The sequence below is a fragment of the Pseudoalteromonas shioyasakiensis genome (assembly GCF_024518675.1).
GTDB lineage: Bacteria > Pseudomonadota > Gammaproteobacteria > Enterobacterales > Alteromonadaceae > Pseudoalteromonas > Pseudoalteromonas shioyasakiensis_B.
Map to the genome: position 1 here is coordinate 172324 of NZ_JANIGL010000007.1, position 19846 is coordinate 192169.

A 19846-nucleotide genomic window follows, 5' to 3' on the forward strand; every position below is an offset into this window, starting at 1 on the left:
ATAATGAGTTACTTAAGCTAACAGAGTTTCAGGCACAAAAAAAGCGCGTTACGCGCTTTTTTTAACATTAATAAAAAACTTTATTAACCTATTGATTTTACTCAACAGTTACACTTTTAGCTAAATTTCTAGGCTGATCTACATCGGTGCCTTTAATGACCGCTACATAGTACGACAGCAACTGTAGTGGAATTGTATATACAACCGGTGCAATTACGTCATCTACATGGTTTACGTTAATTACACGCATGGTCTCGTCTGATTCAAAGTGTGAATCTTTATCAGCGAATACATAGATGATGCCGCCGCGCGCACGTACTTCTTCTACGTTTGATTTAAGCTTTTCAAGCAATTCGTTGTTTGGCGCAACAACAATAATTGGCATGTCGGCATCAATTAACGCAAGCGGACCATGTTTGAGCTCGCCGGCTGCGTATGCTTCAGCGTGGATGTATGAAATTTCTTTAAGCTTAAGCGCACCTTCCATTGCGATTGGATATTGTGAACCACGACCTAAAAACAGTGAATGGTGCTTGTCGGCAAACTCTTCTGCTAAGTCTGCAATACCATCAGCAAGTAATAACGCTTCTTCTAACTTGTTTGGTAAGGCTTTAATTGCGTTCACAATTACACTTTGATCTAAGCCTTTTTCTTGCGCTACAGACGCAGTAAGCATTAACAAACCAACTAATTGCGTGGTAAATGCTTTAGTAGACGCAACACCAATTTCAGCACCTGCTTTAGTCATAAAGGCTAAATCAGATTCACGAACGAGTGATGAGCCAGGTACGTTACAAATGGTCATTGAGGCCATATAACCTTGCTCTTTCGCTAAACGCAGTGCAGCTAAAGTATCAGCTGTTTCACCAGATTGTGAAATTGTCACAAGTAGGCTGTTTTCATGCACATAAGACTCGCGATAGCGGAACTCAGAGGCAATTTCAACATTACAGCTTACGCCAGCAAATTGCTCAAGCCAGTAGCGTGCAACCATGCCTGAGTGATAAGAGGTACCACAGGCAATAATTTGTACGTGTTTTACGTCTTTAAAAATTTGCTGCGCACTGTCGCCAAATGCATCAATGGCAACACGGTCGTCATTTAAACGCCCATCTAATGTGTTACGTACGGCAAGCGGTTGTTCGTAAATTTCCTTTAACATGTAGTGGCGGTATTCACCTTTACCTGATGCATCTTGAGTAATATTTGATTCAATTACTTCACGCTCAACGGCATTACCGTCTGCATCAAAAATTTCTACGCTGTCACGAGTAATACGTGCCACATCGCCTTCTTCAAGGTAAATAAAGCTGCGTGTAACAGCCAATAAAGCTAATTGGTCTGAGGCAATAAAGTTCTCGCCTAGGCCTAAGCCAATAACTAACGGGCTGCCAGAACGAGCCACAATGATTTCGTTATCATTGGCTTTATCAAATACCACGGTACCAAAGGCGCCTTCAAACTGTTTTACAGCCGCTTGTACTGCTGCTAATAGTGAGCTATGTTGCTGGCGAAGTTGATGAATTAAATGCACCATGACTTCGGTATCAGTATCTGATAAAAACTCGTAGCCATCGCCTTTAAGCGCCTCGCGCAGGCTGGCATGATTTTCAATAATACCGTTGTGTACTAGAGCTATTTCACTATTTGAAATATGTGGGTGCGCGTTTGCTTCTGTTACACCACCATGAGTTGCCCAGCGTGTGTGCGCAATACCCGTTGTGCCTTTAACACCAGCTTCATTAAGTGCGCTTTCAAGGTTAGCGACTTTACCCACTGCTTTTACTGTATTGAGCGTGTTGCCTTCTAAAAGTGCCACACCCGCAGAGTCATAACCACGGTACTCGAGGCGTTTTAAGCCTTCAACTAAAATTTTATTTACTGGGCGTTCTGCAACTGCCCCAACGATTCCACACATAGTATTCTCCATTTGCACGTGCCAAAACTAAAGCTTTAGGCCGTATGTGTTATTTAATATTTAAATGTCCATCGCAGGTGTTGTCGGCCTGCAATAAACACGAATTTATAAATTTAAAGCTCAGCGCAAATCAACTGCACTCCACACGCTTCAATAGCTTGGCGTGTATCAAGCGCCAAATTGCTATCGGTGATGAGTGTAGTAACTTGCTGCCAAGGTAATTCTAAATTAGGGATTTTTCGGCCAATTTTTTCTGACTCCACCAGCACAATAACTTCACGGGCAGCGCCTGCCATTACTTGGCTTAAACCCACCAGCTCGTTAAAAGTGGTAGTACCGCGCTCAACATCAATGCCATCTGCACCAATAAATAGCTGATCAAAGTCATACGAGCGTAAAACGTTTTCTGCCACTTGCCCCTGAAACGACTCAGAATGCGGGTCCCAAGTACCACCGGTCATCAAAAGAGTTGGCTCGTTTTCCAGCGCTAATAATCGGTTGGCGACCTTGATTGCATTAGTCATCACGACTAAACCGCGTTTATTGCCAAGCTCAGGGATCATTGCCGCTGTTGTACGGCCACTGTCGATAATAATACGGTTATGATCTTTGATAAGTGCTGCTGCGGCTTTGGCAATCGCCACTTTACGTTTTGAATCAATGTCATCACTGACGATTTCTTGTGGCAACGCAATTGCACCGCCATAACGGCGCAATAGTAAGCCACTTTTTTCAAGGGCTGTTAGGTCTTTACGAATGGTTACTTCAGAGGTTTGAAACTGCTCAGCAAGTACATCAACAGCTACTTCACCTAACTCATTAACTTGTGTCAAAATAAGATGGCGACGTTGCTGGGTGTTTCGTTTAGTCATTAAGTGAACCATTTAAGTTTCGTTTCGAAAGTTACGAGATTTTAAACGAAACAACATAAATGGCAAGTGAATGTATAGAAATACCGCGCTTTTCATAAAAAAATAATAAACTCTTCCAAGCGTTGACCTTATCTGCAATCAAGTTAAGCTAACTTAAATTACAAATATCGGCGTTAATTCATGAATAAATTCAACAGCCTTAATAAGTCATACTTAGAGCAACGTAAAGCCGCACATGAGACTTGCCGCTTGTTTGCAAAAAGCCCTAGCAAAGGTAATTTAAAACGCATTAAGGGTTTATTTACTCAATGTGGTGAAGGTGTGATTATTGAGGCAGGCTTCCACTGTGACTATGGCTCGCAAGTGCAAATTGGTGATCGTACTTTTATAAACATTAACTGCACTGTGTTAGATGCGCCTATTAATGAGGGGGCGATAAGCATTGGCGACGATTGTTTAATCGGCCCAAATGTTCAGCTTTTGGCTGTATCCCATGCTGTTAGCCCCACAGAGCGGCTCAAAAAAGAAAACTTTACTACGCCGATTACAATCGGCAATAACGTGTGGATTGGTGCGGGAGTTATTGTGCTAGCTGGCGTTAGCATTGATGATAACGCTGTCGTGGGCGCAGGATCAGTCGTAACCAAAGATATTGCTGCAAATACAGTGGTTGCAGGTAACCCCGCTGTAAAAATTAAAGATATTTAATTGTATATTGTAGGTCGTCGTTTACGGCGACAAAAGCATAAAGACCCAAACTAAACATAACGCGCTAAAGCACGTCCTACATCACCTCAACACACATCCGTAGGTCGTCATTTATGGCGACAACTCACTCAATACACACCCCGTAGGTCGTCATTTATGGCAACAACTCTCTGCGAAATTAAGCTTATAAATATACTGAATTCCAATATGGATAGTCACCAATTCGAGTGACCAACTTACGTCTCAAAGGATTTGCAGCAATATATCTTGCTATTTCTATCCTATTTTCTTCTTCTCGCAGTGCATGATCATAATACGCTCTTTGCCAAACAGGCTGATTTTTATTTCGTACTATATTAACTTCCCGAGCAGATACACCTTTTAAATGGCCCACAGTTATTCCTAACTCACTTGATGTTAATTGCAATAAACCATGGAAGTGATCAGGCATTAAAACCCAAGTTAACCAACGACATTGAAACTTGATCTCATTACTAGCGATACATCTACAAAAAATATTGGCAAGATCGTAGCTACTGAATATCCTTTCTCTGCGGTGGCATGTAAATGTAATGAAATATTCACCAGATTGAATTGATACGCGCCCTTTCTTTAAGTTACTCCAGCTCATTAGATAAACTCCTTTTCCTAAAGCAGAAGTAAAATATAGCCTATTAACGCGCTAAAGCACGTCCTACATCACCTCAACACACATCCGTAGGTCGTCGTTTACGGCGACAATAACATAATACCCCAAATAACACTTTACGCGCTAAAGCACGTCCTACGGTAAGTCGTCCATTTAGACAACAGCTCACTCAACACACACCCGTAGGTCGTCATTTGTGGCGGCAATAGGCCTGTCGATAAACGAAAGGCCTTGGTTGGAATGTTGTAACTAACTTATTATCGCAACTTACCTACTCATCGCGTAAGACAAGCGAAGGCCGTGTACTGGCGGCCTTAAAGGCAAGGGTTGCGACTGTGAGCCAAGTGATCGCAGCAACACTCACAGCAGCAACCAAATAAACCCATAGCGCTTGATCAACCCGCTCATTAAAGTTCGCGAGCCAATCACCCACCAGCCAATAAGTAAGCGGGTATGCTATGGCTACACTCACCAGCACTAAAATCAAAAACTCTTTGGCCAGAAGATTCATAATGCTGATGCGTGATGCGCCAAGGACTTTGCGGACAGCCACTTCTTTTTGGCGGCGCAATGCAGAGAACGAAGCTAAACCAAAAATCCCTACACACGTTAATGCAATTGCTAACCCTGAGAATATTTGTATAAGTTTAAAAATACTCTCTTCTACTCGAAAGTTTTGCTGGTAATCGGCATGCATCAGCGTAATTTCAGGCTCATTCACTAAGTCAAATAATTGTATTAAATGATTAACTTCATTATGTACACTAGTAATATTATTTAATTTACTATGTATAACTAAATCAACCGTCGTTTGTGCACTCCAGCCACACGAAAATGAAATAGGCACCCAAACTTCTTTGGCAGAACCCACTTTTACATCAGCAACAACACCAACAATTGTTGCGGTAATATTGTTATCCTCACTGGTTACTAGCATGCCAATTACGTCTTCTGGGTTTTGGTAGCCTGCTCTTTTAACCATTTTTTCAGTGACAATTAATGCCATTGCTTGTAAGTCTGAATCGCCAACGCTATGTAACCAGTCAGTTTGATATTCAGCTGAAAAATCTCTTCCCGCAAGTAAAGTTAAACCTAATGTTTCAACGACTGAGAAGCCACTACCGACGGTAGGCATTAAGCCTTCCTCAGTGTGCCCGTTAGGCCATGTAAAATGGTATTCTTCACCAAAACTATCAGTAATATCAGAGTCGACAGTAGTCACTTCATTAACATCGGGTAGTTGGCGGATTTTATCGACGACTATGTGCTCTTTAGTCATCATAGTGTCACTATCTAATGAATGAACAACAATACGGCCCTCTGGCTGATACCCTGATTTAATGTTTTTCAAAAGCGTAAGCTGGTTTAAACTTAACAGCGTTCCCGCAATTAGCGATACTGCAATAGCTGCTTGAAATGTTAATAAGCTCTTACGGATAAAAGTAGCACTGCGGCCATTTTTCAGCTCACCTTTTAATACTTTTAGTAAAGGCGCATTAGCTATTAAATAAGCTGGGTAAACACTTGCTACTAGGGTTAACCCCAATAAAACACTTACCAGCAGCATAATTAATTCAATGTCAAAATTTAATGTAAATGGTCTGTTGGATAACTCATTAAATATAGGTATAAGTAGCTCGACCATACACAATGCAATTAGCATTGATAAGCTGATCAATAACAGTGATTCTACTAAAAACTGGGTAACTAGTTGTAACTTGCTCGCACCGAGGGTTTTTCTAATAGCGATCTCTTTAGTACGATGTAATAACTGCGCAACTGATAAATTAGTAAAGTTAGCCGCGGCAATTAACAATAATAAAATACTTAGAGCAATACTAATATTAACCAAAAATTGAGAGCCTCCAGATTTAAAATCAAACGAAGAATCAGCAAAAAAATAGATATCAGGCATCGCAACTAGCCGATACTTTAACTGGCTGTTCTTAAGTGAGTAATGCGAAATCATGGTGCTAGCAAATAGTTCTTCGAGTGCTTTAATATCCGAAAAAGGGTTAATTTTTATATAAATATAACTAGAGTGGCGATCTGGTGAGCTTAAGTCGAGTGGCATGAGACTATCAAAAAGAAAATGGCTATTATCGGGAAGGTCTTCAAATACCGCGGCCACAGTAATGTTGTTTTCGCCATTACTGAACACTTCACCAACTACATTATCTTGTCCAAATAGACGCTTTGCTTCACTAACGCTCAGGGCAATTTTATTTGGCGTAGAAAGAGCGGCCTGTAAATTACCAAACCGGGTTTTGATTGCCAGGAATTGCTCTATGTTTGACGTTGCAGCATAAAAATTTCGTAAATTAAGCTTATTATCTTCCACCTGTATTTGATCGGTCGCCAGCTCTAGGTCTATCACATCAGACAAAATAAACATGTCTTCTATGTCTTTGTGTGATGCCAGCTGCTGTGCTATTTCAACGCTAGTCACTGGGATTATTTCATAACCAATGGCACTTAAATCCAGATGTAAGCGATAAACGTTTGCAGCATCAGGGTGATTTGTATCGAACGATAGTTCATAACGAGCAAATAACGTGACCAAAATAGCTGCAGCTAAGCCGAGACTTAGACCCACAATATTCAATATAAAATGCTGCTTTTGTTGTTTAAACGATCGAAGTGCTGTAATCAAGTAACTGAAAAACATTCTAAGCAACCTCTACCGCTTGCTGTGCAGTGTTTGCTTTATCAAGCATCACTTGACCATCTAGTAGGCGTACTAAACGGTCGGCATACGCACCTTCTTTTTCTGAGTGAGTTACCATAATAACTGTGGTGCCGTCACGGTTTAACTCGCGCAGCATCGCCATCACTTCATCACCGTTTTTAGAATCGAGGTTACCGGTTGGCTCATCGGCTAAAATGAGTTTAGGGTTTATAATTAACGCGCGCGCTACGGCAACCCGCTGCTGCTGACCACCCGACAATTGCTGAGGTAAATGCTCACCGCGGTGATCAATACCCACGCGTTTTAAAATGGCTTCTACGCGTTGTTTACACTCACTTTTTGATATTTTTTGGTACTGTAATGGCAGCTCTACGTTTTCATATACGGTTAGCTCGTCAATTAAATTAAAGCTTTGAAATACAAAACCGATTGATGCTTTACGTAGCTCTGCTAGTTGCTTTTCGCTATAGCCTGCAATGTCAGTTCCCGCAAAATCAAAGCTGCCAGAGCTTGGCGAATCTAACATGCCTAAAATAGACAGCAAGGTTGATTTACCACAGCCAGATGGCCCCATAACCGCTAAAAACTCACCTTTATTTACGGTTAAGTTAATATTACTAAGCGCTGTTGTTTCAACATCTTGCGTACGAAATACGCGGCTTAAATTAGTTAGTTTTATCATCTTTATTATCCTTAAAATTGTAGTTGCTGTGCTTTGTCGAAGTTGCTGTAGCTAGAGGTAATTACTTGATCCCCTGCGTTTAGCCCTTCGAGCACTTCAAAATAGTTTTGATTCTTTTTGCCTAAGCGAATATCACGACGCAGCGCTTTGTCGCCATTTGGGTCAATTACATACACCCAATTGCCACCTGTATTGGTAAAAAATGCGCCGCGCCTGAGTAGTAATGCATTGCTTTGCTCATCGCCCAGCATGAGTTCTATATCAATGCTTTGGCCGCGCTTAATGCTTTTGGTGTTACTGGGTAAATCCACTTCAATTTGAAATTGCGACTGTTGTACGCGACTATCAATTTTGCTCACTTTGGCATTTACTATGCCGCTTTCGAGCTCAATCAGTACGGTCATATCACGTTGAACTTGGTTTAAATAATATTCATCCAAGCGGGCCACCAATTTATATTCATTAGGAATATCTATTTGGCCTAACCGCGCACCACTGTTTTTAGATTCACCAATTTCCACATCAAGCTCGCTTAAATAACCCGATACCGGTGCTTTGATTAATAAGTTATCGAGGTTTCTACGCGCAAACTGCAGGTTATTTTCAAGCATTTTAGCGCTATCAGAAAGCTGTGCCACTTGCACCTCACGAATTGAGTTTTCTTGCTTTTGGCGCTCAAGGGTAAGCTCTTTACGAGCTTGGTAATAATTTAAATCTTCTTCCAGCTCTGCAAGTTGCTCTTGCGCTAATACGCCACTTTTAACCAAAGGCTTAGTTTGTTTTAATCGACGAGTTAAGTGAGTAATTTTTAATTCGATTTCTAATAAGTCGCGGCGTAAATTCAAACGACTCGTTTCCATCGTCATTTGCGTATTACGTAAAAAGTTAAGCTGCTCTGTTACCTGCGCTTCACGGCTCATCACATCGAGTTGTAAGTTAGTGTTGCTTAAACGCACTAGCGGCTGGCCTTTCTCAACATATTCGCCTTGCTCGACTAATCGCTCCTCAACTTGACCACCGGCGATGGTATCAAGGTAAATGCTGGTTTTTGGCACTACTTGACCGCGTAAGCTTAAGGCGTCTTTAAATGCTCCTTGTTTAACAGTGCTAACCGTAAGCCTGCTACGATCAATATTCTGGCTACGCCCTGGATCGCTGCTTTGCGTAAAACCATAAGCAGCAGCCGCAACACCCAACGCAAGCGCAGCTAAAGTAAATTTTTTTAAATACTTTTGCGTAAATGAGCGTTCTATTTTTCTGTCCATGTCGACTACCTTGATACAGGTTTAATAACTAATTATCGATAGTTATAACAATCACTGTGCCAACTTTAGTTTAACTTAAAATTCAAAAAGTTAGAGGTTTAATTAGCTGTTCACATATTTATAGTGTCCGTTTATAGAACACTTTATTATCTTATAAACGTCCATTTATGGACACTATCCCCTTTTTGTTTTAGGCTAAATAAAACTCTATAAGAATAAAAATCATGAAACACACAGGCTCGCTTTTAATTGTTGATGACAACCCAGATATCCTCATTGCTGCACGGTTATTACTAAAACAGCATTACCAAAGCGTTAAAACCACTGACAACCCATTTGATATTGCAGGCATCATTAATGAGCAACGCAAGCTCGAGCAACCTATTGATGTAATATTGCTTGATATGAACTTTACCCAGGATTCCATCAGCGGCAAAGAAGGCTTTTATTGGCTCAAAAAAATCATCGAGCAAGATGCAAATATTGTTGTATTACTAATGACTGCCTACGGCGATATTCAACTTGCAGTAGATGCAATTAAAGCGGGCGCCTCTGACTTTATTGCTAAGCCTTGGCAAAACGAGCAATTACTTGGCGCAGTCGCCGCCGCATTTTCACACGCAAAAGACAAACAGCAAGTGGGCAAATTAACGCGGCAAAAACAAGGGTTAAACCAAGCCTTAAACACGCCTAACTTTGAGTTTTTAGGCCAAAGCAATGCGATGCAACAGGTGTTTAGTACCATAGAAAAAGCAGCACAAACTGACGCCAACATACTGATCACCGGTGAAAGTGGCACAGGCAAAGAGCTCACCGCGCACGCCATTCATCAAGCAAGTATGCGCCACAATCAAACCTTTATGAGTTTAGATATGGGCGCAGTGGCGCAGAACTTATTTGAAAGCGAGCTTTTCGGCCATAAAAAAGGCGCGTTTACTGATGCAAAAGCCGATCGCATTGGCAAGTTTGAACTTGCTCAAGGCGGCAGTTTATTTTTAGATGAACTGAGTAATTTACCCCTAGAGCATCAAGCAAAATTACTGGCTGCACTACAAAATAGGCAAATTACGCCTGTTGGCGGCAGCAAAGCAGTTGATATAGATATTCGCCTAATTTGTGCCACTAACGACAACCTTGAGCAAGCAGTTATTGACGGGCGCTTTCGCCAAGATTTGCTATACCGGATAAACACCGTTGAAATTCGCCTTCCTGCATTACGGGAGCGCAGTGATGACATTCCATTATTAGTTAATTACTACCTAAAACACTTTGCGCAAAAATATAAACGCAGCTTAACCATTAGCGATGATGATATGAGTGCACTTTGCCAATACGCGTGGCCGGGTAATGTACGTGAATTGGCTCACGCTATAGAGCGTGCGGTTATATTAACTGAAGGGGATAAACTCGATATAAGCTCAGTGGTTGGTAATTCAGCATCAGTTAGTACTGACGAGAATACCCAAAGCACGGAGGTTTTAAAGAATGTAGCGCAGTACGACACTTTTGATTTAGAGATACTAGAACAACGCACAGTTCGAGCAGCACTTAAGCACCATCAAGGTAATGTTAGCCATGCAGCCAAAGCACTGGGTTTAACACGTGGCGCTATGTACCGCCGACTTGAAAAGTATGGATTATAATCATGCGAGCTAATTTATTGCTTTCATTTAATATTATCGCACTTATAAGTACGAGTTCATTGCTTAGTTATGTATTACAAACGCATGGCTTCTCAGCAACGACATTATTAATAGCTCTAGTCACCATGGCATTAATAGCACATATTTTTACGCTGTTTAAACGCCAACAAAAACAAGCTGAAATGGTGATCCGCGCTTTAGCCAATGGCGACAGCACCTTGGGGCTTGGTAAACAACACCCAATGCTTAAGCAATTTGAGCAAGTAAAAACGCAAATGCAAACGGCACGTTTTAATGCCGAGCAACAAGCACAGTTTCTACAAGCTTTGCTCATCCATGTTGATTTAGCCGTTATGGTATGTGATGACAATGGTAAGGTGATCGAGTCAAACCCAGCTGTTAGTAAATTACTGGGTAAAAGCTTTCAGCATTTGCAAGAGTTAGGCGCTATTGGCGAGCTAATTTTAAACGCCAATAATAATCTGCGCAGCACCACCTACTGGCAAAATGGAGAGCAACACGACACCCTATCAATTCAACTTAGTATCGCCGAAATACAAGGTAAAGTTCGCCGCGTAGTGAGTTTGCAATCAATCCATGACCAACTACAACTCAAAGAACAACAAGCGTATAAGCGCTTAACCAAGGTGCTTACGCACGAAATTGCCAACTCTATTACGCCACTTTCATCGTTAGCTGATACCTGCAGCAACTTGCTACCACAAAAGTTATGTTTTGATGATATTGAAGATAAACAAGACTTACAACTTGCACTAAGCACGTTAGCATCAAGAACAGCACATTTAGGGGATTTTATTGCTCGTTTTCGCCAAGTGAGTAGTTTACCTAAGCCTAATTTAGCACCGGAAAATTTAGCGGATATGTTAGCGCGTATTGTCGCTTTACATCAGCAACAAGCACGCGATCAACATACCCATATTGAATTGTCGATTAAAAATCAGCAGTTAGTAATGCTCGATAGCGGCCAAATAGAACAGGTATTAGTAAACTTAATAAAAAATGCGCTTGAAGTACTAAAGAGTAGCCAAAAGTACAGTACTGAGAATGCCGTTCAAGCAAAGGTCGAAATCAGCTTGGCGCAAAACACTAGCCAACAACTTTATATAGAAATCAGCGATAATGGCCCAGGCATTAGCGAGCATGTGATAGATATGATCTTCGTGCCATTTTTTACCACTAAGCAACAAGGTTCCGGCATTGGCCTCAGCCTATCCAGACAAATAATGCTCAACCACGGCGGCGATTTAATTTATGTACCAAAGCCAGAAGGTGCATGCTTTAGGTGTGTGTTTGGTTAAGTGTAGAACACCATTTAAGATGACTATTTATTAGCATTAGTACTTTCGCGCTAAAGCACGACCACATAATTTCACAGCATATATCGTAGGTCGTCGTTTACGGCGACAATTAGTCTGTAATACAGATAGTTAAATCAACCTAAAGATAAGCGGGCTTACTAATATTAGTCCGCAAAGAAAGCCTGCTTTAACTTGCCATGCTTTATATTTCCCTGTGACTCTAATCCCAAGCAATGGGCTTAATAGATCGACACGGCGCGCAACAATAAATACTAGCCAACAAATAATGAAAGTGAGACTGAGTATAAGTAATGGCTCCACAAAACCACCTAATTGCAGCTTAGACAAATAAAAGGCTAAGCCAATAATCACACTTTGATGTAATAGGTAAAAAGGAAATACTGCACAGTTTAGTAAAGCTAGTTTGGGGTGATCGTGATTCAAAAAACGTTGTGCTAGAGCTAGCATCAACAGCACACCGACTAATCGTTGCGCAGTATATAGCATATCCATACTAGTAATTTGCCATTGGCTAGCTACAGGATTTTGCCAAATCATGTGATAACCCAGAACGACAACTAAATAACCTAACACGAATACCGCTAATAACGCTTGCCAGTGACGTAGCAATTGGCTATAAAATGCAGCCTGCCAAGCAAGCAGGTAACCATAAAGTAAAAACAGCGCCCCCATGGGATATCTGAATGTATCACTTGGCCAGCTTAATTTTAAAATACAAAGCGGCAATAGTAATACGATAAAAACTGTAAATAACGAGCGCCCAGATAAGCGCGTGATTATTGCTTGCAAATTAGCGTGATGAAGCAGCGGCATCACTAACATCAGTAATAAAGTAAATTGCCATAAGGAGCGCAAATACCAAAGGTGGTTTACATCAACATGCGGCCAAACTCCAGCTTGATAGTGCTCAAATAAAGGGTTGGTTAAGTCCAAAAACTGGCTGTAAAACTGCCAAAAGCTCATAAATAAACCAACCTCTTGATTCATTTGCGCATAAAGCTGAATAGGCACAATAAACCAAATGCCAAACAATAAAGGCAGTAATATTTTTACACTTCGCGTAGTTAAAAACATACCTAGACTAAAACGCGCAACTATAAAACGCAGCGCCACACCTGAAATGAACCAGATTAATCCCATCCGCCATGGCGACAGTAAAAGCATGATGTTTTCAATACTGCTGGATAAGTACTGACTTTTAAAATGAAAGCCCCAATTTCCACTGTATAACATGCCGGTGTGATAAAAAATTAGTAGACCAAAGGCAAGTACTCGCAGCCAATCTAAATCATAGCGGCGCGGTGGCAATTCAACGGCTTGATTAAACACACTGAGCCATGGCTGTAATAGCGTGCGGACTGTGTTTTTAATTACTATTTTAAGTTTCATACTAGATTTAGCTTACGATTAATTAATATCAACTATGAACAGCATACTGCGTTAAGCAATTAGAAAAGGCTGACAAAACAGTCAGTAGGGATAAACGGTGGATAACAGGGATGATAAGCTTGGTGATTGTTCACTATGTTGGTAATCTGATAATAAGGCTTTTAAAGAGTAACAATAATAATGATCTCCTTAACGCACTTTCAACGCTACCAAACTTGGTACGCGGCTTTATTTTTAATTACTTATATTTTTATAAACAACACCATTAATGCCAGCTCAAATATTATGGAAGCCCAGCGCGAGGGTACACTGCCTTTTATGCTTTGGGAGCCATTTGTATGGGAGTATTCCAGCGCTATTGGCACCTTGTTGCTGTTTCCTGCTTTAGTTTGGTTATTACAAGCCCAACCCTTTAATTGGCAAAAGATCACCCGCTCATTACTCATTTACTTATTCGCAAGCGCTATTTTCTCGTTATTGCATGTAGGGATCATGGTAACTATCCGCAAGTTTATTTATAGCATTCAACAAATGCAGTATGACTTTGGATTAGTGTGGTTTGAGCTGCTTTATGAATACCGTAAAGACTTATGGGGCTTTTTATTTTTGATTGTTGTTATTAAAACCTATCAATATGTTGTTAGCCAATTAACTGGTGAAGCCACGCCAATAAAACATGAGGAGGACGCACTACAAGATTTGAATTTCGACAGATTACTCGTTAAGAAACTAGGTAAAGAGTTTATTATCTCTACAAATAAAATTGATTGGCTTGAGTCTAGCGGTAATTACGTAAACCTGCATATTGGGACACGCATTTACCCGCTACGAGCAACCATGACCAATCTTATAGCTAGGTTAGAACCACAAGGCTTTTGCCGTATTCATCGCTCTCATGCTATTAGACTCGATACGATTGAATCAATAACCCCCTTATCCAGTGGCGATAGCGAAGTAAAATTAACAACAGGAAAAGTACTTAACTTATCACGTCGTTACAAAGAGCAATTTAAGGGGCAGATTAATTCATCTTCCGCTCAAATCTAACTCACCCTATGTTAAGCTTACCTGCTTTAGGTTAGCCGCATTTATATTTACGGAGTAGTGTAGTACGTGTTTTTAAATCGATTTATCCGCATTTTGCCATTAATAATTTTATCTGGTTGTGAAAGCACGCCCGATACACCAACATCAACTCCTGAAATAAAGGCTAACCCCAAAACAATTGTTAGTGAACAGCGCGAAGATATTACACAAGTAGCCCCACTGACAACAAAAGAGCTCGATGATGTATGGCAACGTATTCGCGCACAGCTAACATTTTCCAATTCAAGCCACCCCGCCGTTCAACAACGCATTGCTTGGTATTTATCTCACCCCAACTATATGGATGAAATAAGTCGCCGTGCTGAGCCTTACCTTTACTATATTGTTGATGAGGTAGAAAAACGAGAATTACCCATAGAACTGGCATTAATGCCTCTTATTGAGAGTGACTTTAACGCCAGTGCCTACTCGCATAAGCATGCATCAGGTTTATGGCAATTAACGCCTGCTATCGCTACATACTTTAAAGTACAAATAACACCTTGGTACGATGGCAGACAAGATGTAATAGATAGTACGCGTGCAGCACTTGATTTTATGGAGTACTTATACAAACGCTTTGATGGTGATTGGTATCATGCGATAGCAGCCTATAACTTAGGTGAAGGCCGTGTACTTAGGGCAATCAGTAATAATAAAAAACAAGGTAAACCTACTGACTTTTTCAATTTAAAACTGCCAAAACAAACAAGCCTATATGTTCCAAAACTACTTGCTGCAGCACAATTATTAAAAAGCCAAAAAATGGCTTTTCCTGCAATTGCAAATAGTCCAGCAATTACAATATTGCCTATTAATGGCGCTATTATTTTAGATAGCAAAGAGAAGTGGCAACAGCTGGAATCATTAAACTATGGCGTGATCCGCTTCCCTGCAATTATTGATGCACCGCACATCGTAGTGCCAATAACTGAGCAAACACAATATAAAGAGATGCTCGCCAAACAAGAAACAAATGATTTTAGCCAATGGCAAAACTACACTGTTAAACGTGGCGATAGCTTAAGTGTGATAGCAAAACGTTATAAAGTAAGTATAGGTCAACTCAAAACGTTCAATGATCTAAAAAGCAATACTATTAAAGTTGGCCAAAAGCTAGTGCTACCTCAGTTAGCCGATACGCAAATAGAACACAAGGTAAAATCAGGCGAAAGCTTGTGGAGAATAGCTAACCATTACAAAGTCAGCATAGCTAAACTAAAACAATGGAATAACCTTTCAAGTGATAATCTAAAAATTGGTGAAAAGCTTACTGTGTTTTTGTCAGCAAGTTAAATAACAAAGACGTTGAATAATTAAAGGGCTGCAATCATGCAGCCCATTGCAAACAGTGATTAATCATCAGCTTGTGATTTAGTGTGGTACCAATTTACTGTGCGAGTCAGCATCATAATCAAGCTCAGCACTACAAACACCAGTAAACTGCCCATCAACAATGCATAATCTTCTGCACTTAATAGCCCGTAAAGTAAGCTGTATAAAAACAGTATACCAATCAGAAATAACCCCCCATGCTTAGTATTTTTCAACATACCGGCCACATAAATACTTAGTAATAATGAAGAAGCTAATGCTGATAATAAGTAAGCAAGGTTAAAACCAAGGTGTTCACCAAGTGATATCAACAATAAGTAAAAAACGGCCAGTGCTAAACCGACAAAGCCATATTGCACCGGGTGAACAGGTTCACTGCGTAGCACTTCAAGTAAAAAGAAGCTGGCAAATACCAATATCAGCACTAAAATTGCGTAGTTACTGGCGCGATAGCTTTTTAAGTAATGATCAACACCATCAACAAGATTAACTCCCATGCTACGTTGCTTAAATTGTTCGCACTGATTTTGAAAAACACAATGCTGGAACAGCTCTTTTAAGTTGGTAGCAAAGTAATTTGTTTGCCAGTTGGCATGAAAGCCTTGTTCTGAAATACTTGAGTCGATAGGTAAATAATCACCAACGAAACTTGGATGTGGCCAATCCGCTTGCATGTTAAGACTGGTTTCTTTACCGATAGGAGCAATAGCTAGTTTTTGCATTCCTTGTAGATTTAAATCAATTTGATAATCCAATGTTTTTTGCTCTAGCAAAGCACTAAAATCAAGCTCAATATTAACTCCTTCAGGCAATTGCGCCAGCTTAGTGCCAGGCTGCAAAGCATATTCTTGGTTATTTATGCGCATAGCACTACCTTGACCAATACCGCGAATATCTTTAATCGCCATGATCATATGCACCTGCTTTATCTTTTTATCGGCTAATTCATTTAAAGCCTCGATATTAAATTGCCCTGCAAAGTGATTCGCGGAGCGATATAGCAAAGCCTTATAAATACCTCGGTATTTTTCAAAAGAAGATAATTCACTGTTTATTGTTAAGGTTTCAGGTAGCAACAACAGCGTTCTTAACTGTTCAGTGGTGTTGCCTTCCAAAGTATGTGTTTCTATAAATTGTACTTGAATAAACGGCCCAATGACCTGTTGCTCGCCGCTGCTACTTTTAGCAATATCAGCTTGCACTTGTTGCTGTAGCTCTGCACGTTCATCAATTAGATTTTGGATCATAAAAATAGGCACTAATAGCAGTACAATTAGGCCTACGATAATCACCAATTTTGTTTCCAGTTTTTGTTTCATTGTTATTTACTCCGTGTTTGTTATAACTACAGAATAATCAACAAACATGGAGTTGAAGTGGTGCTTATGTGGAGTCTTTATGGAGTTGGTAAGAACAGCTGAACAGATACCCCCTGTGAGGTATTATTTATTATTAGCTTGCCTTTATGTAATTTAACTACTTGTTCTACAAAGTTAAGTCCAAGGCCGGTACTTTTTTGTCCATTACTTCTAGCAAGCGAATAGAAACGTTCGGTTACTCTCTCTAACGCATAATCAGGTATTTTCTGACCAGTGTTTTCTACGTTAATACAAAGCTCCCCTGCAGTTTGCGTGACGGTAATATTGATTTTGCCCTGCTCACCTACAAAATCCAGCGCGTTTTCAAACAAATTATACAAGGCTTGCTGTATTAAAAATTGATCTCCCACAAAAGCGACTTTGTTATCGCATACAACGCTTAACTCTGCTTGTTTGGTCATTAGCCTACTGATACAAGAAGTTTTTATCTGCGCTAGTAAAACGGGTAAATCAATTAATTGCCGCTGTTCAAGTTCTGGGAGTTGCTCAAGCCTTGTTAGAGCTAACAACTTATCGATCAATTGCTGCATTCGCGTAGCTTCGGTTTCAATATTCTGAGCAAACAATTGCTGTTTATCTACCGTGGTAGGGGTTTGTAGTATTTCACTAGCCCCTTTGATCGCTGATAATGGGCTTTTTAATTCATGTGTTAGGGTTTGCACATAATTTTCTACGTAACGCTTACCATCAAGCTGACGACGCATATTTTCAAGGGCATCACTAAGTAAGCTATATTCATAAAAAACTCTAAAAGTGGGTTTACTGGTTTTTTCACCTCGGCCCATTTTATCAGCGTAGTCTGCCAGCTTATATAACGCGGTATTTATACGCCACGCGATTAACGCTCCAATTATAAGCGCGAGTACACTCATTAACGCTAACCAAGTTAATACCCGATACCTAGAAATATCAATAAATGGCTGTACCGAACGGTTCGCTTTAGCAACGGTAACACTGCCAATGATCTCATCGTTATACATGATTGGTGCAGCAACATGCATGACGGTTGATAGCGGATCATTAGGGTCTAATGCGGTTGAGCGTGCCCCATACTCGCCACGTAAGGTGAGGTAAACGTCATTCCATTTAGAAAAATCATTACCAACATCCTGCTGCCATGAATCTAGCACCACAATTCCTTGTTGATCGGTTATATAAACTCGATGATTAACAGATTTTTTTTCAACTCCCCAAATAGCAGCATCAGGGTCACGTAAACCATAAAAGTTGATTTGCTTAGCAAAAGCGCTTTGAGCAATATCGCCGCTCGCCATTGGATTGCTTGCCATTACAGCTAACATGTTTGCCATATCGACCAGCGTTTCTTCGCTCGCTTGGCGTACCGTAGGTTTGATCTCTCTCATAACTGTGGAGCTAACCAAGTAAGCGGTTAAAATCACTAACACAAAATAGAGTAAAAATAGCCTCAGTCCAAGCGGGATCTTAGGCCACCTTTTAAGACGAGAGAATACTGTCTTTGTTGGCTTAGGTGGATTCATAGTAATAACCAAAGCCACGTTTAGTATGAATACATTCAGGAGCCGATACCGCACGCAGTTTATTGCGAATAGCCTTGATGTGACTATCTACATTACGAGCATAGATAGCATCTTGGTGATTTTGCGCCGACAGCAATAATTGCTCGCGGGAGAATACTTGGCGCGGATGACTAATTAGCTTATCCAGCAATTTAAATTCCAATGCTGTGAGAGCCAATGCTTGGTTTTGGAAATGATAATCGAAATTTTCAGCATAAAGCCCTGAGACAGATTCTGAGGAGATAGATGCTTTAATTTCAGGTTCACTATGTCTAATTCTAAGTTTAACCCTTGCAAGCACTTCTCGCGGGCTAAATGGCTTAGTAACATAATCATCTGCGCCTATTTCTAATCCCACTACACGGTCTATTTCATCATTACGGGCAGTAAGAAAGATAATCGGAACCACTGAGAACTCTCTTATCTGCTTACATAGCTCAAAGCCATTAGCATCAGGTAAGCCAATATCTAAAATCAGCAAGGATGGCATGCTGTTTTTAATATATTCAAGCCCCTCACCCGCCGTAGCAAACCACTGCACAACAAAGCCATCTATTTCTAGAGTGTGGATCAGTGTATCAGCGATCGCTTTTTCATCTTCAATGATCACAACCTGCGCAGTTGCCATGCTATTTATTCCTTTACTACAACCTAATTAGCAAGGTTTATAGTTACAGTAACTTATGAGGCAGTCAATAGCTGCGAGTTTGCGAGTTTGTGAGTTTGTGAGTTTGTGAGTTTGTGAGTTTGTGAGTTTGTGAGTTTGTGAGTTTGTGAGTTTGTGAGTTTGTGAGTTTGTGAGTTTGTGAGTTTGTGAGTTTGTGAGTTTTATCAGAATGAATTTTTAAACACTATAGTCAAGTACTTCGTCTCTTTCCTCTCGCTACTTTAAATCGGGGCTGAAGCCTCCTCCTACAATAACTTTGACAACGCGCAACACGATAAGCCCTACGCTTTACTCTCGCTAACTCGCTTACTTATTCACTTTCCTGCAAACGTAAAAAAGCCCGACTCAATGAGTCGGGCTTTTTCTAATTTAAATCTTGGCGATGACCTACTTTCACATAACAAATGCTACACTATCATCGGCGCTGTTTCGTTTCACTACTGAGTTCGGCATGGGATCAGGTGGTTCCAAAACGCTATTGTCACCAAGAAAATTCTTTTCAATTCTATTATTCTAATTTTTAAGGTTAAAGTTCTTCAACTAAATTTGGAGCCTGGCAATGACCTACTTTCACATAACAAATGCTACACTATCATCGGCGCTGTTTCGTTTCACTACTGAGTTCGGCATGGGATCAGGTGGGTCCAAAACGCTATTGTCACCAAGCAAATTGGGTGTCAGTCCGT

At 40.5% G+C, this 19846-nt stretch carries 15 protein-coding genes and 2 rRNA genes; 5 read left to right on the plus strand and 12 right to left on the minus strand.

Annotation, left to right across the window (positions count from 1 at the left end):
* Positions 1–97: 97 nt before the first annotated feature.
* Both glmS and NQT69_RS17240 read right to left on the minus strand, forming a co-directional pair.
* Positions 98–1918, minus strand: a complete 1821-nt coding sequence (gene glmS, locus NQT69_RS17235) for a glutamine--fructose-6-phosphate transaminase (isomerizing) (RefSeq protein WP_256828906.1) — start codon at positions 1916–1918, stop codon at positions 98–100.
* A gap of 113 nt (positions 1919–2031) precedes the next feature.
* Positions 2032–2790: a DeoR/GlpR family DNA-binding transcription regulator gene (locus NQT69_RS17240; protein WP_256828907.1), complete on the minus strand. Its 759-nt coding sequence runs from the start codon at positions 2788–2790 to the stop codon at positions 2032–2034.
* Between the two features lie 180 nt (positions 2791–2970).
* On the opposite strand from NQT69_RS17240, the gene NQT69_RS17245 reads away from it, so the two are divergent.
* Positions 2971–3498, plus strand: a complete 528-nt coding sequence (locus tag NQT69_RS17245) for a sugar O-acetyltransferase (protein WP_256828908.1) — start codon at positions 2971–2973, stop codon at positions 3496–3498.
* Between the two features lie 184 nt (positions 3499–3682).
* Here the strand turns inward: NQT69_RS17245 and NQT69_RS17250 are convergent, their stop codons facing one another.
* The 4 genes from NQT69_RS17250 to NQT69_RS17265 form a co-directional block, all read right to left on the minus strand.
* A complete protein-coding gene (locus tag NQT69_RS17250; protein ID WP_256828909.1) occupies positions 3683–4129 on the minus strand; it encodes an REP-associated tyrosine transposase in 447 nt (148 codons plus the stop codon).
* A gap of 289 nt (positions 4130–4418) precedes the next feature.
* Positions 4419–6815, minus strand: coding sequence for an ABC transporter permease (locus NQT69_RS17255; RefSeq protein WP_256828910.1), 2397 nt, complete (start codon positions 6813–6815; stop codon positions 4419–4421).
* A 1-nt stretch (position 6816) separates the two neighbouring features.
* A complete protein-coding gene (locus tag NQT69_RS17260; RefSeq protein WP_256828911.1) occupies positions 6817–7518 on the minus strand; it encodes an ABC transporter ATP-binding protein in 702 nt (233 codons plus the stop codon).
* 11 nt (positions 7519–7529) lie between these two features.
* On the minus strand, positions 7530–8783 hold the full coding sequence (locus tag NQT69_RS17265; RefSeq protein ID WP_256828912.1) for an efflux RND transporter periplasmic adaptor subunit: 1254 nt from the start codon (positions 8781–8783) through the stop codon (positions 7530–7532).
* A gap of 224 nt (positions 8784–9007) precedes the next feature.
* Between NQT69_RS17265 and NQT69_RS17270 the strand changes: the two genes are divergently transcribed.
* Both NQT69_RS17270 and NQT69_RS17275 read left to right on the plus strand, forming a co-directional pair.
* Positions 9008–10426, plus strand: a complete 1419-nt coding sequence (locus tag NQT69_RS17270; protein ID WP_256828913.1) for a sigma-54-dependent transcriptional regulator — start codon at positions 9008–9010, stop codon at positions 10424–10426.
* 2 nt (positions 10427–10428) lie between these two features.
* On the plus strand, positions 10429–11745 hold the full coding sequence (locus NQT69_RS17275) for a sensor histidine kinase (protein ID WP_256828914.1): 1317 nt from the start codon (positions 10429–10431) through the stop codon (positions 11743–11745).
* Between the two features lie 129 nt (positions 11746–11874).
* On the opposite strand, the gene NQT69_RS17280 is transcribed toward NQT69_RS17275, so the two are convergent.
* Complete coding sequence (locus NQT69_RS17280) at positions 11875–13155, minus strand: acyltransferase family protein (RefSeq protein ID WP_256828915.1); 1281 nt, start codon at positions 13153–13155, stop codon at positions 11875–11877.
* A gap of 183 nt (positions 13156–13338) precedes the next feature.
* Here NQT69_RS17280 and NQT69_RS17285 point away from each other — a divergent pair, with 183 nt between their 5' ends.
* On the plus strand, positions 13339–14202 hold the full coding sequence (locus NQT69_RS17285; RefSeq protein WP_256828928.1) for a LytR/AlgR family response regulator transcription factor: 864 nt from the start codon (positions 13339–13341) through the stop codon (positions 14200–14202).
* 66 nt (positions 14203–14268) lie between these two features.
* Entirely contained in the window at positions 14269–15537 is a 1269-nt protein-coding gene (locus NQT69_RS17290) for a LysM peptidoglycan-binding domain-containing protein (RefSeq protein WP_256828916.1), read from the plus strand.
* Positions 15538–15596: 59 nt separating this feature from the next.
* Here NQT69_RS17290 and creD read toward each other — a convergent pair whose 3' ends face one another.
* The 5 genes from creD to rrf (NQT69_RS17315) form a co-directional block, all read right to left on the minus strand.
* Complete coding sequence (creD, locus tag NQT69_RS17295) at positions 15597–16895, minus strand: cell envelope integrity protein CreD (protein ID WP_256828917.1); 1299 nt, start codon at positions 16893–16895, stop codon at positions 15597–15599.
* Positions 16896–16972: 77 nt separating this feature from the next.
* On the minus strand, positions 16973–18454 hold the full coding sequence (gene creC, locus NQT69_RS17300; RefSeq protein ID WP_256828918.1) for a two-component system sensor histidine kinase CreC: 1482 nt from the start codon (positions 18452–18454) through the stop codon (positions 16973–16975).
* Positions 18441–19121 carry a response regulator gene (locus NQT69_RS17305; protein WP_256828919.1) on the minus strand — a complete coding sequence of 227 codons (681 nt, stop codon included), beginning with the start codon at positions 19119–19121 and terminating at the stop codon, positions 18441–18443. Before NQT69_RS17305 ends, creC begins: the two co-directional genes overlap by 14 nt.
* A 413-nt stretch (positions 19122–19534) precedes the next feature.
* Positions 19535–19649, minus strand: a 5S ribosomal RNA gene (gene rrf / locus NQT69_RS17310).
* A 62-nt stretch (positions 19650–19711) separates the two neighbouring features.
* Positions 19712–19826, minus strand: a 5S ribosomal RNA gene (gene rrf / locus NQT69_RS17315).
* Positions 19827–19846: the final 20 nt, after the last annotated feature.

Bases quoted from the DNA above. Each gene is read 5' to 3' on its own strand.
- glmS (WP_256828906.1), bottom strand. From the start codon at position 1,918: ATGTGTGGAATCGTTGGGGCAGTTGCAGAACGCCCAGTAAATAAAATT.
- NQT69_RS17240 (WP_256828907.1), bottom strand. From the start codon at position 2,790: ATGACTAAACGAAACACCCAGCAACGTCGCCATCTTATTTTGACACAA.
- NQT69_RS17245 (WP_256828908.1), top strand. From the start codon at position 2,971: ATGAATAAATTCAACAGCCTTAATAAGTCATACTTAGAGCAACGTAAA.
- NQT69_RS17250 (WP_256828909.1), bottom strand. From the start codon at position 4,129: ATGAGCTGGAGTAACTTAAAGAAAGGGCGCGTATCAATTCAATCTGGT.
- NQT69_RS17255 (WP_256828910.1), bottom strand. From the start codon at position 6,815: ATGTTTTTCAGTTACTTGATTACAGCACTTCGATCGTTTAAACAACAA.
- NQT69_RS17260 (WP_256828911.1), bottom strand. From the start codon at position 7,518: ATGATAAAACTAACTAATTTAAGCCGCGTATTTCGTACGCAAGATGTT.
- NQT69_RS17265 (WP_256828912.1), bottom strand. From the start codon at position 8,783: ATGGACAGAAAAATAGAACGCTCATTTACGCAAAAGTATTTAAAAAAA.
- NQT69_RS17270 (WP_256828913.1), top strand. From the start codon at position 9,008: ATGAAACACACAGGCTCGCTTTTAATTGTTGATGACAACCCAGATATC.
- NQT69_RS17275 (WP_256828914.1), top strand. From the start codon at position 10,429: ATGCGAGCTAATTTATTGCTTTCATTTAATATTATCGCACTTATAAGT.
- NQT69_RS17280 (WP_256828915.1), bottom strand. From the start codon at position 13,155: ATGAAACTTAAAATAGTAATTAAAAACACAGTCCGCACGCTATTACAG.
- creD (WP_256828917.1), bottom strand. From the start codon at position 16,895: ATGAAACAAAAACTGGAAACAAAATTGGTGATTATCGTAGGCCTAATT.
- creC (WP_256828918.1), bottom strand. From the start codon at position 18,454: ATGAATCCACCTAAGCCAACAAAGACAGTATTCTCTCGTCTTAAAAGG.
- NQT69_RS17305 (WP_256828919.1), bottom strand. From the start codon at position 19,121: ATGGCAACTGCGCAGGTTGTGATCATTGAAGATGAAAAAGCGATCGCT.